Origin of the sequence: Flavisolibacter ginsenosidimutans, assembly GCF_007970805.1 — a bacterium.
Classification (GTDB): Bacteria; Bacteroidota; Bacteroidia; order Chitinophagales; family Chitinophagaceae; genus Flavisolibacter; species Flavisolibacter ginsenosidimutans.
In genome coordinates, this window is the sequence record NZ_CP042433.1 from 15,443 (window position 1) to 29,842 (window position 14,400).

Consider the following 14,400-nt stretch of genomic DNA (forward strand, 5'->3'; position numbering starts at 1 on the left):
GAACATGAACGCAACCACACTGGAAAAAATGAAACAAATGAAGCTCTTTGGCATGCACAGGGCCTTTAAAACCGACCTTGAATCCGGAAGAGCCGATACGTACACAGCGGATGAGATCACCGCTCACCTGATCGAAGCGGAATGGGATGAAAGACAAAACCGATCCATTGAACAAAAAATTAAAAATGCCCGCTTCCGCTACAAGGCATTGCTCGAAGACGTTTATTACCATCCCGAGCGAAACCTGGAAAAGAACCAGCTGCTGCGTTATGCAGACTGTAGCTTTATTGACAAAGCAGAAAGTATCCTCATCACCGGTCCAACCGGTAGCGGCAAAAGCTACCTTGCGTCTGCGCTTGGCCATCACGGCTGCTCGATGGGCTATCGGGTGGTTTATTACAGCCTGCCCAAGCTACTCTCCAAATTAAAAATGAGCAAAGCCGATGGTTCTTACCTGAAAGAAGTCGCCAAAATCGAGCGGCAACATTTACTCATCCTTGATGACTTTGGACTGCAGCCTTTTGATAGCCCGAGCAGAGCAGTTCTCATGGAACTGATTGAAGATAGGCATGGTAAAGGATCGTTGATTATTACATCCCAACTCCCCGTAAGTAAATGGTATGAAGTCATTGGCGAGAAAACCATTGCGGATGCCATCTTAGACCGCATCGTGCACTCTGCTCACCGCCTTGAACTCAAAGGCGAGTCACTCAGAAAGAAACGCAGCGTCGTAACAACAGAAGCAATGGCTTAAATTTGTAAGTAACGTACTCAATAAAATCAACGCAAATTATTTACGACCGAATCATACATGAACCGCTCTTCTTCGCCACAAAAATAGGTGGTCAACTTGCCACGGCCTGATGTGGTCACCTTCATCGGCGTGTACACTTAAACTGCGTGCGATGGCATTTGGATGATAACCCAATTTCTCCGCTGCATCGAGAACCTTTTTTCGTTTTTTTTCCGAAACATTCGTGTTGGCAGCAAAAACTCTTGAAACGGTTGCCTGCGATACGCCGGCTAACTGTGCTACGTCATCGGAAGTGTAAGCCTTCTTGCCGCGAGATGTCTCCGTGCGACCCATAATCAAACAGCTTTTTCTTCGTGAATCCGGGCATTTTTCTCTCTATTTCCGTAACGCTTTACCCGCAGGTCCGCTTGCTCTTTGTGTGCCATAAAGCCTTCTATTTCGCAAAGGCGTGATGCATACTCGCCAACTCTTGCGCTGGCCTCCGGAGTGCAACGTTGGTAGGTGCAGTTCTTTAAAAATTTGCCCACCCACAAGCCGCCCGTGTATTTTGCTGCTTTCTTGGTTGGTAGCGTGTGGTTAGTGCCAATGACTTTATCACCGTAAGCAACGTTGGTTTCCGGACCAAGAAACAGTGCGCCGTAGTTGGTCATGTTTTTCAAAAAATAATCGGGGTCTTTGGTGAGCACTTCCACGTGTTCATAAGCCAGCTTGTCTGCTTCCATCACGGCTTCTGCTTCGTTTTCAACAAGTATAATCGTACCGTAATCTTCCCATGCCCTACCGGCAATAGCGGCGGTTGGAAGCGTTTGTAATTGCCGCTCTATTTCCAACACCGTTTCGTCTGCTAATTTCCTGGAGGTGGTGATTAAAGCTGCGGGAGAAGTTGGCCCGTGTTCAGCCTGCCCGAGCAAATCGCATGCAACTATTTCAGCGTCCGAAGATTCGTCAGCAATCACTAATACTTCAGTCGGACCGGCAAACAAATCAATACCCACTCGTCCGTACAATTGTCGTTTTGCTTCGGCCACGTATGAATTGCCTGGACCAACAAGCATGTCAACAGGTTCTATGCTGTCCGTTCCGAGGGCCATAGCGGCCATGGCCTGTATGCCACCCAAAATGTAAATTTCGTCGGCGCCGGCCAAATGCATCGCAGCAACCGTTGCAGCGGGTATTTCGCCTCTCATAGGCGGGGTGCAGGCAATCACCCGTTTTACACCCGCAACCTTTGCGGTCAATATGCTCATGTGCGCTGATGCAACCATCGCATACGTGCCGCCAGGAATGTAGCAACCCGCACTGTTGACGGGAATGTTTTTATGGCCCAGGAAAACACCGGGCAAAGTTTCTACTTCAATGTCATGAACAGAAGCTCTTTGTTTTTGGGCAAAGTTTTTAATCTGCTCTTGCGCAAACTTGATGTCGTTGATGACCGAAGGAGGAACAGAGGCAACAGTCTTCTCAATCTGTTCATCGCTTAATCGGAAGGAGTCAGGCGACCAGTTATCAAATTTTGAAGACAATTCGCGAACGGCAGCATCGCCGGCTTTTTCAACCTGCGCCAGAATATCCGCAACAATTTGTTTCACTTTAGAATCAGATGCTTGAATTTCAGAGTCGGTTTTACCTTCTTTTAAGAACGTTGCCATTTGCGTAAATTTTTTGTCCTTTTTTAACCTATTTCAGAGTGCGTATTCAAACTATTGTGGAAGTCGGTTTTACCTTTAGCTGGTAAGTAAATAAACAGATTAATTTTAAGCTGAACAAAAATGTCTTAATTAATTTTGAATACGTATTCAAAATTTTTAAACAAAAAATTTTATTCTCATTAAATAAGAATTATGCTTTTGTGATGCAAGAAATTTGTTCGGAAATATGACTCGTTTTTCTTCCGCTATTTTAAAATAATCAAGTCTAAATAAATTTTATGAAGCATCTTGAACACGCAATGCTACTCTCATGAATACAGCAACAGAAACCGGCAAACTATTAGAATCCATCTTGCCAAAAGAAAGAATAAAATCGCGCCTGATTGACTTGGCAGCCTATGCGCCGGATGCCGGTTTTTACTACCTGCGTCCCAAAGCGGTTGTGCAACCCGTGAACGAAGACGAGATAAAAGCTCTCTTTAAATTTTCGCAACAAAACAACCTGCCGCTAACTTTTCGTACCGGCGGCACGAGTCTTTCCGGACAAGCCATTTCAGATGGGATTTTGGTTGACCTGAGCAAGTTTTGGACAGTTCATAAAGTTGAGAATGAAGGCTTGCAAATTCGCGTACAACCCGGGATGATTGGCGCTACGGCCAATGCTTATCTAAAAAAATACAACCGCAAAATCGGGCCCGATCCGGCCAGCATTAACGCGGCAATGATGGGCGGAATTCTGTCTAACAACTCAAGCGGTATGTGTTGCGGCGTCACTCGTAATTCATATCACACTACCAAATACATTCGTTTCATTCTGCCAAATGGAAAGGCTTACACAACGGAGTGGAAAGAAGATTACCAGCGTTTCAAAATTGAGTGTCCCGAACTTTATCAAACGATTGAATTGTTGCGGCAGGAAATTATTTCGCAGCCGTATTTGTACAACCGCATACGGCAGAAGTACCAAACAAAAAACACGGTTGGTTATTCTGTAAATGCTTTTATCGATTACGAAGAGCCGCTGGATATTTTAGCGCATCTTTTAATTGGTGCGGAAGGCACGCTTGCCTTCATTTCTGAAGCGGTACTTGAAACCGTTCCGGATTTTCCCTTTCGCTCCACAGCGTTATTGTATTTTCCGCAGATTTTTGAAGCCTGCAAAGCTATTATTCCATTAAGCAACGCCGGGGCAGAAGCCGTTGAATTAATGGACAGGGCTTCGTTGCACAGCGTAGCGCATATTGCCGGTCTTCCTGAACAAATAAAATTTTTGCCCGAAAACGCTGCGGCCTTACTGGTAGAATTTCAAGGCAGCAGCAGGGGAGAAGTGGAAGCGAAAGTGAATGCTTTTCTCGCCCACACGACGAACCTGAATTTGCTGAACGAACCCGAGTTTACGGAAGATCCGTATAACCAAGCCCTTTACTGGAAGGTGCGCAAAGGTTTGTTTCCATCGGTTGGCGCGGTGAGAGCCAGCGGCACATCGGTTATTTTGGAAGACATTGCTTTTCCCGTAGCGCTGTTGGGCGATGCTGTGTTGGACCTTCATCAACTTTTTAAAAAATACGGTTATAATGACGCAATCATTTTTGGACATGCAAAAGACGGTAACCTTCATTTTGTGGTAACGCAAACGTTTAATGTTGCGGAAGAAGTGGAACGCTACGATCGGTTTCTGCGCGAAGTGGTGGACGTAGTAGTCAAGAAATACAACGGCACATTAAAGGCCGAACACGGAACAGGCCGCAACATGGCGCCTTTTGTAGAGACGGAATGGGGACCGGAGATTTACCGGATCATGAAGATGTTGAAGGAAGCCGTTGACCCGCACAATCTTCTCAATCCCGGTGTTATCATTAACGAAAAAAGCAATGCGCATGTTTTGCATTTAAAGGCAATGCCAGGCGTAGAACGCGAAGTGGACAAATGCATGGAGTGTGGTTTTTGCGAGCACCGTTGTCCCAGTCGTAACCTTACGCTTACACCGCGGCAACGCATTGTCATTCGCCGCGAATTGGCAACGTTGAAGGAAAACGGCAACACAAAACAACACAACGAATTGTTGCAACAATACCGGTACGATGGAATGGATACTTGCGCCGTTGATGGGTTGTGCGCCACGGCTTGCCCGGTTGATATCAATACCGGTTCTTTGATTAAACGTTTGCGAAAGGAAAGCCACAACGCGTTATCAAACAAGCTTGCATTAACTGCCGCTAAAAATTTTGGACTGCTTTCTTCGGTGATAAAAGGCGGGCTGCGGGCTGGTAACGGCGTTAACGGTTTGCTCGGCAAAAGCACGTTGCATCGTTTTACAAAAACTGTAAAGAAGGTTGTGCCGGCCATGCCGTTGTGGTCAAATCAATTAAAGCCAACGGTCACCGACTATAAAAAATTTGATGCAAATAAATCGGCAGACGCAGCAACTGCAGTTGTTTATTTTCCCACGTGCATCAACCGGGTAATGGGCGGTTCTTCTGATGGCCGAAAGAGTGCAATAGACGCCTTTGTTTCGGTATCTGAAAAAGCCGGCATTAACTTTCTCATGCCAAATGACATCAACACGAGTTGTTGCGGTCAGCCCTTTTCATCAAAAGGGTATAACGAAGCCTTTGCATACATGGCCAACCAAACCGTTGAAAAACTTTGGAAATGGACCAAGGAAGGAAAACTGCCCGTGGTGCTTGACATCACATCCTGTACGCACACATTACAACATTGCGCCTGGGCTTTATCGGAACAGAACAAGGAACGTTTTGCCTTGTTGAAAATTCTTGACAGCATCGATTATTTGGCAGACTACATTCTTCCGCGATTGCAAATTCAAAAAAAGGAAAATATTGCCGTGCATCCTGTTTGTTCGCTGGTGCACATGGGCCTCGAAACAAAATTTTTATCAGTGGCCAAAAGTTTGGCCCATCAAGTTACCGTTCCCGTTCATGCGGGTTGTTGCGGTATGGCCGGTGACCGCGGGTTTTTATTTCCCGAGCTTACCCAATCGGCTACGCGGCCGGAGGCTGCCGAATTAAAAGAAGGACGTTACGATGGTTTTTATTCTACGGCCAAAACTTGTGAAATGGCCATGTCCGATGCGGTAGGTGCTGACTATCATTCCTTACTTCACCTGGCTGATGAATGTAGCTCCGCACCGGCTGCGGAAAGCGGAAAATAATACCAGCAGTAAAAAAAATAATAGTATACCCGGCACAAAGGGCCGGGTAACTTTATGCTGCCTATTTCTCTTAAAAAAACATGTAATGAATCTCGCCGAAATCAAACAGAACTACGACCGCGACGGTTATGTTTTCATCAAAAGTTTTTTGAGTAAAGAAGAAGTGGAGCAAATCAACAGTGAGCTAAAAAGTTTTATCAGTAATGAGGTGGCGTCCATGCCGGAGGCCTTTGTTTTTTACGAAGACAACAGCGATCCGGCCACGCTAAAACAATTACAGGACATTCACCGTTACAACTCTTTCTTTGAAAAGATTTTGAAAGGAAGCGAGTTTGAAAAAATTGCCGAACTGCTATTGGAAGATAAAGTCATCGGTAAGAACCTTGAATATTTTAATAAGCCGCCGCAAATTGGCAAGCCTACACCTCCACACCAGGATGGATATTATTTCATGCTTAATCCGCCGCAGGCCATTACAATGTGGATGGCATTGGAAGATGCGGATGAAGAAAATGGTTGTGTGCGATATATACCCGGTTCGCATAAGAAAGGCATGCGTCCGCACGGCCGAACAAAAACACTGGGCTTTTCGCAAGGCATAACCGATTACGGTGACGAAGACTTTGCGGCTGAAGTCCCGTTTCCTGCCCAAGCCGGCGACCTGCTGATTCATCACGCCATGACCATTCACAGGGCCGATGGCAACAAAAGCAATCGTTCCCGCAGGGCTCTGGGCTTTATTTATTTTGGCGAATCGGCAAGGGAAGATTTGGCAGCCAAAAAGGCGTATCAGCAAAAGCTGAGCGAAGAAAGATTTGCGGGTAAATTCTAAAACGACGCAGCGAAAATAGCTTGAAGTTTCCCGTAAAAAATCGCGCAATCTCTTCGCTGAATGATTGTATCAGGATTCAAAAAAATCCGGCAATCATTGCAGTGCTTTACCACGGATCTTGGGCTGCATCATTCCACCTTTTTTATGTTGTATGAAGTACATTAAATTTCTGGCAGTCTTTCTGTTCGTTGGTTTGCACGTAAACCTTTTTGCACAAAAAAGTTCGCAAGCCGTTGGCGGTTTTCAAACCGAGATATACAGCGCATCGCCCGCAAAACCGCTGCGCATACTTTTCGATTATTACCACCGCACCCGCCCCGATACCAAAGTGGGAAAGTTCATGGTTACCGGCAGTTGGGTAGCCGGCGCCGGCCGCTATGCCTGGAACGACTTTGTGCATTCCAACACTTTTGACCCGGTGTTTACCGCATTGGGCGAAGAGCACTCCATCACCATCGGCGGCACGCCGTTGACCAAAGAAGCATTGGCGCAGCAAGATGCCGTGCTTATCATCAACCCCGACAATCCGAAAGTTGTTCCCACCGTGCCGGTGCTTTCCGATAAAGAAATTGCAGTCCTGCAACGTTTTGTGACCGACGGCGGGAGCCTGATGATCATGATTAATGCTTTTACTCCCGATAGAGCAAACGAGGATTTCGAAAGCGTTCAATTAAAAAAACTGGTGAGAAGCTTTGGCCTGGATTGGAACCACGACGACACGCATTATTCCGACGTTGTTATTGGCGAAGGCCATCCTTATTTTTACGACGTGCCGGTTTTTCATTACGGCGCTGGCTGCACCATTCAAATTTTTCCCGAAGCTTCAAAGCCGGAAGTGTTGATGCACGTGGCGTCTGATGCTGGTTATCCCGATCGGCACGTAAAAGGTCCCGGCATTGTGATGGTGCGCAAAGGCAAAGGCAAAATGATACTCGTGGGTGATGCGGGTTCGTGGACGGGGAATATGTCGCGGCCCTGGGTGGAAAACGAACGGGTGCTGAAACAATTGTTTCGTTATTTAAAACCGGATAACAATGTAGCGCCGCCGCAATATTCCGTAAATCAGCCGTTGAACTATCGTGTAACCATTGCCGGCCTCCAGGCCATTCCCGTAAAAAATTCCGTTTCGGAAATTCCGATAACAGATTACAATTATTTCAGGCCGAGAGAAAAAACAGGCATGCCTTACCTGGAGGGAACTGCAAACCTGAGATTGACAGGCAAAGTTGTTAACCCAGATAAAGCCGTGGCAATGGAAGCGATGATTTCGGATTTTAAATGGTTTGATAAAAAAGAAAGCGACACCGTGCAAACGATAAACTTTCTTGCAAGCCGGCAGGGAAAAGTAAGCAGCGTAGAGGTCAACGGAAAGCTGGCAAACTGGCTGGCTCCCGACGTTGCAGCAATCGTGGCCCTGCTGCCGGTGGACGGTGTAAAGCCTGGTGATAGCTGGGAGAGTGAAGAGACGCTTCGCATCCCTATTTTGCAGGGCACCGACCCCGCGCCGCTGCGAACCATTGAAATGAAAATTACTTACGTGCACGACGAGGTAATCAACGGTCGTCAATGCCGCTTGCTTCGTTCAGCCCACGAGTTTTGGTTGAATGATCTCGGTATAAAGCTGGAAGATCTATTGTCCGCAGATGCGATGCGAAGACCCGGCGGTTCGCATTTCAAATTTTTCCATAAACGTGGCGGAAAGCTTTTGTTTAAAAGAGAGCAGTGGGTTGACGTTGCAACAGGCCATGTTGTAAAGGCCCGAACGCAAAGCCGCATTCTTGCCTGGGTGCAGGACGACCGAAAACCAGTAGCGGCCAGCAATGCGGACAAGGACAATGACATGATCATGTCGCTGGCGCAAATTGTTACGCTTGACCTTAAATGATTGCTGAAATGAAAAAACTTTTGATCGTTTGTTGCGTTGTCCTCAGTTGTAAATCCTCGAAGATTGCCGGTATAAAAGAAACCGTACGGGAAGCGGACAACGCTATGCAAAGCGGTACGCCAATTTTCGCAAAAGGTCATCCCGCATTCGACGCCAAAAAAATTAATTACGAAGGAATAGACAACACCAAGCTGCAAATTTCTTTCAAAGAACCTGTGGTTATCGGCGTTGCTTCCAAACCAGAGAAGTGGGGCTATTTTCAATTTCCGTCTATTGGCCGCAGGGCCAGTGATGGTTCCATACAAGTTCGCTGGAACATGACAAGAGATGCAATTGAAGCATACGGCGAAGACAAGTTTGGTGTGGCTGTTTCTACCGATAATGGAAGGACGTTTAGACTGCAGGATTCGGTGCAAACAACAGGCTCCGTTCTTTTACCCAATGGCGACATGCTTGAAATCTACACGCCTACACCCATCAAAGAAAAAGAACTTGCATTGTCAAAACCGGTTGGCGTTGGGTTGGAGAACTATCGCAAGTCCAACTTTACTTTTTACCGCTTGCACGACCTTCCGCAAAGCCGGCAAGGCGTTTTTTTTAAACGATTAAAAAAAGGTGAAACGGAATGGAAAATCGAACAGGCAACTCTCGTTGACCCGCAGGCTGCACGGTACAGTTTGGCGGGATTGGTGCCCATTGTTTGGTGGGGCGATATTCGTGTTGCAAAAGACGGTTCGCTCGTTGCCGGTATTTATCCAGGATTTTTAATTGATGAAAAAGGGATGACTGATCCTCATTCGGGTGTATTCTTCTATCGCTCAACAGACAATGGCCATAGCTGGCAAATTCAGGGAAGAATTCCCTACGACGCTACTACCGTTGGTGATTCGCTGGCCGCAAAAAGAGGAGGTTATTCGGAACCGGCTTTCGAGGTTTTAAATGACGGAACCTTTCTCTGCGTAATGCGGACAACCGATGGCGTTGGCATCGGGCCAATGTTCGCCAGTTATTCAACCGATGAAGGCAAGACCTGGACAAAGCCGACGGTACTCACGGCCACAGGCGTAATGCCGCGGCTCTTGCGGTTGGGAAACGGGGTGTTGGTAATGGCTTCGGGCCGGCCGGGAGTACAACTGCGTTTTTCTGCCGATGGACAAGGCAGGCAATGGACAATGCCGTTTGAGATGTTGCCTTATGGCGAGGTGAAAAAAGAATTAAGCGGCGTAACGGCGGCGGTATCTTGTGGCTATACGGGTCTTTTGCCTTTAGGCAAAAACAAATTCCTGATTGCGTACTCTGATTTCAATTACAGAACTGAAAGTGGCGACATCCGGAAAGCGATTAAGGTTCGAGAAGTGACGGTTAATCCATGAGATCAATTGAAAACTCTGTATGAATAATTTATTTGACCTGTTTCGTTTAAGCGGAAAAACAATTTGGGTGGCTGGCGGTGCCGGCTATCTCGGACAGACTACGGTTAAAATGCTTTTGGACGCTGGCGCCAACGTTCTTTGCATGGATCTGGCAGGAAAGGCCGATGACTTTGTTGCTTCTTTGCCGCAGGCAAATGAGAAAGCAACATCAGCAACACTTGATGTGCGAGACGGCGAAGCCATTAAAAAATTTGTAGCTGAAAAAACGATTGACGGCGTGCCCGACGGCCTGGTGATTTTAACCTTTGGCTCTGCGTCTAAAAACTTTGAAGACCTAACAGAGAAAGATTTTGACGACGTGAATCATGCCGGGCTTACCGCCACGTTTTTGCTGGCAAGAGAAGTCGGGCAGGCGATGGAGAAAGTTGGCAGGGGAAGCATTGTGTTGTTCTCCAGCATGTACGGTTCCGTGTCGCCCGATCCGCGGGTGTACGAAGCGCCGATGAACGTAAATCCCATTGAATACGGCGTAGGCAAAGCCGGTATTGTGCAAATGACACGGTACATGGCCGTGCATTGGGCGAAGAAGAACATTCGGTGCAATTGCATCTCGCCGGGACCGTTTCCAAGTCCGGCGGTGCAGGAAAAGAACAAAGATTTCGTGGAGCGGCTTGCTTACAAAGTGCCAATGGGCAGGGTAGGTCTGCAGCATGAAGTAGCGGGTGCGGTTTGCTTTTTTATTTCCGATGCTTCATCTTTTGTAACAGGACAAAATTTATTTGTTGACGGCGGCTGGACAAGCTGGTAAGTATTCAGATGAGGAAAATTCTCCGAATCATCTTTTTCAGTGCTTGCGTTTTCTTTATTACCGGCAATGCGTTTGCACAAACAGCAAAATGGGACAGCACTTACCGTCCTGAAATTTACCCGTTGCAGGTAGCTGTGTTTCGTGCTGCAACGCATTCAAAAAAGGATATCGTTTTTTTGGGCAACAGCATCACTTTCTGGGGCAACTGGACAGAACTCCTGAATTCAAAACACATAAAAAACCGGGGCGTTCCCGGCGATATTACGTTTGGCGTTCTTGATCGTTTGGATGAAGTCATTGGTGGCCAGCCAAACAAAGTTTTTATTCTTATTGGCATTAATGACGTAGCCCGCAACATTCCCGACAGCGTGATATTGCAAAACTACCGGCGCATGATTGCCGCTATAAAAACCGGTTCGCCTCGCACCAAAATTTTCTTTCAATCCATTCTTCCCACCAACAGCGCCGCCGGTAAATTAACGTCGCACTATAACAAAGCCAATCACATAAAGGCCATCAATGCCGGACTGAAAAGCCTAGCGGAAGAAGAAGGCGTTGGCTTTATTGATCTTTATTCTGCGTTTGCCGATGCGGAAGGCAACCTGCCGCTGAATCTTACCTTCGACGGCGTACACCTCACAAAAGCCGGCTACGATATTTGGGTGGATCTATTGCGAAAGGGAAACTATCTCAAATAGAGGATTATTCAAACCAAGCCACAATCTTATCGGCTACCAATTGATGGCCTTCTTTATTGGGGTGATTTACCTGCGACATGAATTCAGTAACCTTGTGTCCTTTGTTTAATTCTTCCCGGAATGTTTCGTAGCTGTCAACCAGGCCAACCTTGTATTCTTTCGCCAGATCACGAACTTCTTGCGCAAACGGTTCATACGCATTGGTGGTGTCTAACAAGTTGTAATTCTGATGTGGCGTTGGCGTCAACAAAATAACTTTTATCTTTTTTTTCAATGCGGCTTTGATCATTTTCTCCATGGCTTTTCTTGATTTTTCAAGGCCGGTCATGCGGTCGTTTAAGGCATAATCAATAAAGAGCACGTCGGGCTTGTGAACCAGCACTTCTTTTTTAAATCTCTTCTGTCCATTGGTAGAATTCTCTCCGCCTTTAGCCGTGATGATAACGTTTACAACTGCGTTCGGGTATAGCTCTTTTATGCGTTTGAATGCAAGAAAAGGGTAAGAGTCGAACGTGTTAACGACCGGCGTTTTAAAATATCCTGCAGGAACCGAATGACCGTGAAAAACCAAATTGACGACGCGGTTCTTCGGCCACTCTTTTTTTAGTTCTGTTTTTACATCCGCTAAATAGTCAGAAACGTTTGACTGGGCAAAGCCTGTCGCCAATTGAACAATAAGACAAATGAGAAGTAATAAGCGACTGTGTTTATTCATAATAATTGCACGTTTACCTGTAAGAAAAAAAGCCCTGTCTTTTGCAAGAACAGGGTCTTTCTTTTTGTGCTGCTTTGTGTCAAGGCGTTAAAACAGAACCAATGATGTTTAAAAGTCCGTTGGAGGTGACAAGATTTTGAGTAATCACCGGAATAGTATTCACGTTAGAGGCTCCCTTAACTTTAAATCCCCCGGTAAGTGTAAACGTTAGTGAAACAGGGGTTCCCGTATCAGTCGTCAACAGCGTTTGCACGGTGCCGTTTTCGGCGATGTTGATGTTGTTGATACGCTTATTCAACAAATGAAGCCGTAATATTTTTGCCAGAACATTAGAACTTTCATTGCTCACAGCTGCAGCCGTTGCATAGCCTGCGGCTCTAAAACCAGCATTGTTCACTGCGAACACCGTATAGGATGCGGCGGGGTCGGAAAGCATTTTTACGAAGTCCATCCCACTGCCGCTGCTTGCTTTTACCAATGCGGCGTTGAAGTAGGTTAATGTCGTATCGGATTGAATCCGTGCCAGCGTCGTAACCGTTTGTGGTATCGGCAGGAATCGCGACACCGAATGAATCACGCCGTTGTTGCCGCCAAGCATGTTGGAAAAACCGCCGTAAATAATTAGGCCATTCGCGTAGTTATAGGTCGTGTTGCCAGGTTTAAGCTTGTCGAAATAAACCAGGGTGCTGCCGAGCGTTGTTTGCGGCTTTGATGAATCAAAATCGGTGGTGAGAAGCCGGCTGCTAATCATGTGTCGTTTCAGCAAACGGCCAAGTGTATCGGGAACCGCTGCGGTTATCGCGGCAGCCGAAGCATAGCCGCCATCAATAAAAGCGCCGTTATTTGGCGCAAACAATGTGTAGTTCGCAGCCGGATCGGAGAGCATCGCATTAAAATCGGTGCTGCCCTGGCTGGCTCTTGCAATGGCCGCAATTAAGTAAGTAAACTGTGAGTTTGATGTGCTGTTGGCATAAGTATTAAGCCGCTCAAGAAGCGTAGAACGCTTTGCCAACACTTTGTTGATGACATGAAAGATGCCGTTGCTAACGGGTTCATTGGTGTTAGTAATGTTCGCGCCATCGACATATAAATCATTGCCAACTTTTTGAATCAAAAGTTTATCGCCGTTCAACGTGGTCAATTGCTGTCCAGCCGTTAAACTGCTGCTTTCAATTTTGCCTTCCACCAAATGATTTCGCAATAGTCTTACAACCGAGTCACTTGAGAGAGCCTGAATGGCAGCGGTTGTATAGCCGGCTGCTGAAAAAGCCGAATTGGTCGGAGCGAAAATGGTGTAATTCCCACCTTTCAATAAATCGGCTTGTCCAGCTCTGTCAATCAGGTATTTGAACAAAGAAAAATTATAGCTGTCCTCACTAAAAGCATCGTATGCGGTTACAATAGATGGCGGCATGTCAACCGACGACTGCTTTTTGCACGACATAAAGCAAAGGGCGGTAAACAAAATACTAAGCGAATAAAAACGAGTTGATCTTTTCATGAAGATGTTTTGTTTGTACTGATCCGTTTTAAAAGCACGACATTTTTCAAATGCCTTTCAAGCCGTTTAACGAACCGTGATTGTTATCTCTTTCACCACTTGCTTGTTGTCCCATTTGCTGGCATTGATAGCTTCAAAACTTACGGTGTATGTGCCCGGCGATGAGTAGCCCGCAAAGGTGTAGTCAGTCAATACGGCTGTGGGGTTGTTACGGATGCTGACGCCAACAGCACGAGCCGTTCGATTAAAGAAAAGTGGTTGACTGATGATCCAGTCTTCGTTGTCATCCGTGCCAATGGCGCCGCCCGCCATTTGAATTTGTGTGCTGCTGAATGACCAAACCTTTGCATTGTTCAATACATCCAGTGCGCCCCAGCTGATGCTGGCGGATGTGGCTACGGTTGCCAGCGTGCTATCCGCCAGTTTGTTTTGCACCAGAATGTTTTTGATCGTCCAGGTGCGTTGCGAAACGGCCGATTTAAAATCATGGTATTTGAAAGCGACATACACCGGCGAATCTTTTTTGTTGAAGTCGGCTAGGTTGATGACTCCCGAAGGCGTATTATCGGTGCCGGTTGAAAACTGTGCACGGTCTGAAATGTCGGTCCATGTAGCCGCCTTTAAGTTCTCTACATCAAATACGTTCCTGAAATTGTTAGAAATCATCAGTTTCAGCGTCGTGTCCGGCGTGGCTGCCGTGGCGCCGAACTGGCGGTAAGAGGTGAACTGCATTTGCGGTGTACCTTCTACTGTTGTCCTGTCTTTGAACTTGTATTCGCTGCCCGGTGCGCCGGAAAAAAATGTAATTACATCAGCGGTGCCCGAAAAATGAAAAATAATGGGTTTGCCAACGCTGTACGTCGTCGAATCAACTGCTACTTCAAACGACGGCGATTCCACCGCTGTGTAATCTTTTTTACAGGCGCATAAACAAAGCACAATACCTAAGCCGAAGAGAGCAAATTTTATATTTTGTTTCATTTCAGTAAATGATAGTGTTTTTAATTGCTTTG

The 14,400-nt window shown here is 46.5% G+C and carries 12 protein-coding genes; 7 read left to right on the forward strand and 5 right to left on the reverse strand.

Features of this window, described 5'->3' with window-relative positions; translation table 11 throughout:
- Positions 1-4: 4 nt before the first annotated feature.
- A complete protein-coding gene (gene istB, locus FSB75_RS00065; RefSeq protein ID WP_146781217.1) occupies positions 5-754 on the forward strand; it encodes an IS21-like element helper ATPase IstB in 750 nt (249 codons plus the stop codon).
- 51 nt (positions 755-805) lie between these two features.
- Here istB and FSB75_RS00070 read toward each other — a convergent pair whose 3' ends face one another.
- Together FSB75_RS00070 and hisD are read right to left on the reverse strand one after the other, a co-directional pair.
- Complete coding sequence (locus FSB75_RS00070; RefSeq protein WP_146781219.1) at positions 806-1,087, reverse strand: LacI family DNA-binding transcriptional regulator; 282 nt, start codon at positions 1,085-1,087, stop codon at positions 806-808.
- Between the two features lie 2 nt (positions 1,088-1,089).
- Entirely contained in the window at positions 1,090-2,403 is a 1,314-nt protein-coding gene (gene hisD / locus FSB75_RS00075; protein WP_146781221.1) for a histidinol dehydrogenase, read from the reverse strand.
- A gap of 310 nt (positions 2,404-2,713) precedes the next feature.
- Between hisD and FSB75_RS00080 the strand changes: the two genes are divergently transcribed.
- The 6 genes from FSB75_RS00080 to FSB75_RS00105 all read left to right on the forward strand — a co-directional run bounded on the left by FSB75_RS00080 (position 2,714) and on the right by FSB75_RS00105 (position 11,171).
- Positions 2,714-5,575, forward strand: a complete 2,862-nt coding sequence (locus FSB75_RS00080; RefSeq protein ID WP_146781223.1) for an FAD-binding and (Fe-S)-binding domain-containing protein — start codon at positions 2,714-2,716, stop codon at positions 5,573-5,575.
- An 85-nt stretch (positions 5,576-5,660) separates the two neighbouring features.
- A complete protein-coding gene (locus FSB75_RS00085) occupies positions 5,661-6,407 on the forward strand; it encodes a phytanoyl-CoA dioxygenase family protein (protein WP_146781224.1) in 747 nt (248 codons plus the stop codon).
- Positions 6,408-6,558: 151 nt separating this feature from the next.
- On the forward strand, positions 6,559-8,292 hold the full coding sequence (locus FSB75_RS00090) for a hypothetical protein (RefSeq protein WP_146781226.1): 1,734 nt from the start codon (positions 6,559-6,561) through the stop codon (positions 8,290-8,292).
- A gap of 8 nt (positions 8,293-8,300) precedes the next feature.
- Positions 8,301-9,665 (forward strand): sialidase family protein, encoded by a 1,365-nt coding sequence (locus tag FSB75_RS00095; protein WP_172623020.1) that lies wholly within the window; start codon positions 8,301-8,303, stop codon positions 9,663-9,665.
- Positions 9,666-9,684: 19 nt separating this feature from the next.
- The gene (locus FSB75_RS00100) at positions 9,685-10,473 is read left to right on the forward strand and encodes an SDR family oxidoreductase (RefSeq protein ID WP_146781229.1); all 789 of its coding nucleotides are present in this window, start codon (positions 9,685-9,687) and stop codon (positions 10,471-10,473) included.
- An 8-nt stretch (positions 10,474-10,481) separates the two neighbouring features.
- The gene (locus tag FSB75_RS00105; RefSeq protein WP_146781231.1) at positions 10,482-11,171 is read left to right on the forward strand and encodes a GDSL-type esterase/lipase family protein; all 690 of its coding nucleotides are present in this window, start codon (positions 10,482-10,484) and stop codon (positions 11,169-11,171) included.
- Positions 11,172-11,175: 4 nt separating this feature from the next.
- On the opposite strand, the gene FSB75_RS00110 is transcribed toward FSB75_RS00105, so the two are convergent.
- The 3 genes from FSB75_RS00110 to FSB75_RS00120 all read right to left on the reverse strand — a co-directional run bounded on the left by FSB75_RS00110 (position 11,176) and on the right by FSB75_RS00120 (position 14,368).
- The gene (locus FSB75_RS00110; RefSeq protein WP_146781233.1) at positions 11,176-11,886 is read right to left on the reverse strand and encodes an SGNH/GDSL hydrolase family protein; all 711 of its coding nucleotides are present in this window, start codon (positions 11,884-11,886) and stop codon (positions 11,176-11,178) included.
- A 79-nt stretch (positions 11,887-11,965) separates the two neighbouring features.
- Positions 11,966-13,387, reverse strand: a complete 1,422-nt coding sequence (locus tag FSB75_RS00115) for a fasciclin domain-containing protein (protein WP_146781235.1) — start codon at positions 13,385-13,387, stop codon at positions 11,966-11,968.
- A gap of 66 nt (positions 13,388-13,453) precedes the next feature.
- On the reverse strand, positions 13,454-14,368 hold the full coding sequence (locus tag FSB75_RS00120; protein ID WP_146781237.1) for a DUF5017 domain-containing protein: 915 nt from the start codon (positions 14,366-14,368) through the stop codon (positions 13,454-13,456).
- Positions 14,369-14,400: the final 32 nt, after the last annotated feature.

Excerpts from the sequence above, each read along its gene's own strand:
- FSB75_RS00100 (WP_146781229.1), top strand. The coding sequence starts at position 9,685 with ATGAATAATTTATTTGACCTGTTTCGTTTAAGCGGAAAAACAATTTGG.
- FSB75_RS00090 (WP_146781226.1), top strand. The coding sequence starts at position 6,559 with ATGAAGTACATTAAATTTCTGGCAGTCTTTCTGTTCGTTGGTTTGCAC.
- FSB75_RS00110 (WP_146781233.1), bottom strand. The coding sequence starts at position 11,886 with ATGAATAAACACAGTCGCTTATTACTTCTCATTTGTCTTATTGTTCAA.
- FSB75_RS00115 (WP_146781235.1), bottom strand. The coding sequence starts at position 13,387 with ATGAAAAGATCAACTCGTTTTTATTCGCTTAGTATTTTGTTTACCGCC.
- FSB75_RS00120 (WP_146781237.1), bottom strand. The coding sequence starts at position 14,368 with ATGAAACAAAATATAAAATTTGCTCTCTTCGGCTTAGGTATTGTGCTT.
- FSB75_RS00085 (WP_146781224.1), top strand. The coding sequence starts at position 5,661 with ATGAATCTCGCCGAAATCAAACAGAACTACGACCGCGACGGTTATGTT.
- FSB75_RS00105 (WP_146781231.1), top strand. The coding sequence starts at position 10,482 with ATGAGGAAAATTCTCCGAATCATCTTTTTCAGTGCTTGCGTTTTCTTT.
- hisD (WP_146781221.1), bottom strand. The coding sequence starts at position 2,403 with ATGGCAACGTTCTTAAAAGAAGGTAAAACCGACTCTGAAATTCAAGCA.
- istB (WP_146781217.1), top strand. The coding sequence starts at position 5 with ATGAACGCAACCACACTGGAAAAAATGAAACAAATGAAGCTCTTTGGC.
- FSB75_RS00080 (WP_146781223.1), top strand. The coding sequence starts at position 2,714 with ATGAATACAGCAACAGAAACCGGCAAACTATTAGAATCCATCTTGCCA.
- FSB75_RS00095 (WP_172623020.1), top strand. The coding sequence starts at position 8,301 with ATGAAAAAACTTTTGATCGTTTGTTGCGTTGTCCTCAGTTGTAAATCC.
- FSB75_RS00070 (WP_146781219.1), bottom strand. The coding sequence starts at position 1,087 with ATGGGTCGCACGGAGACATCTCGCGGCAAGAAGGCTTACACTTCCGAT.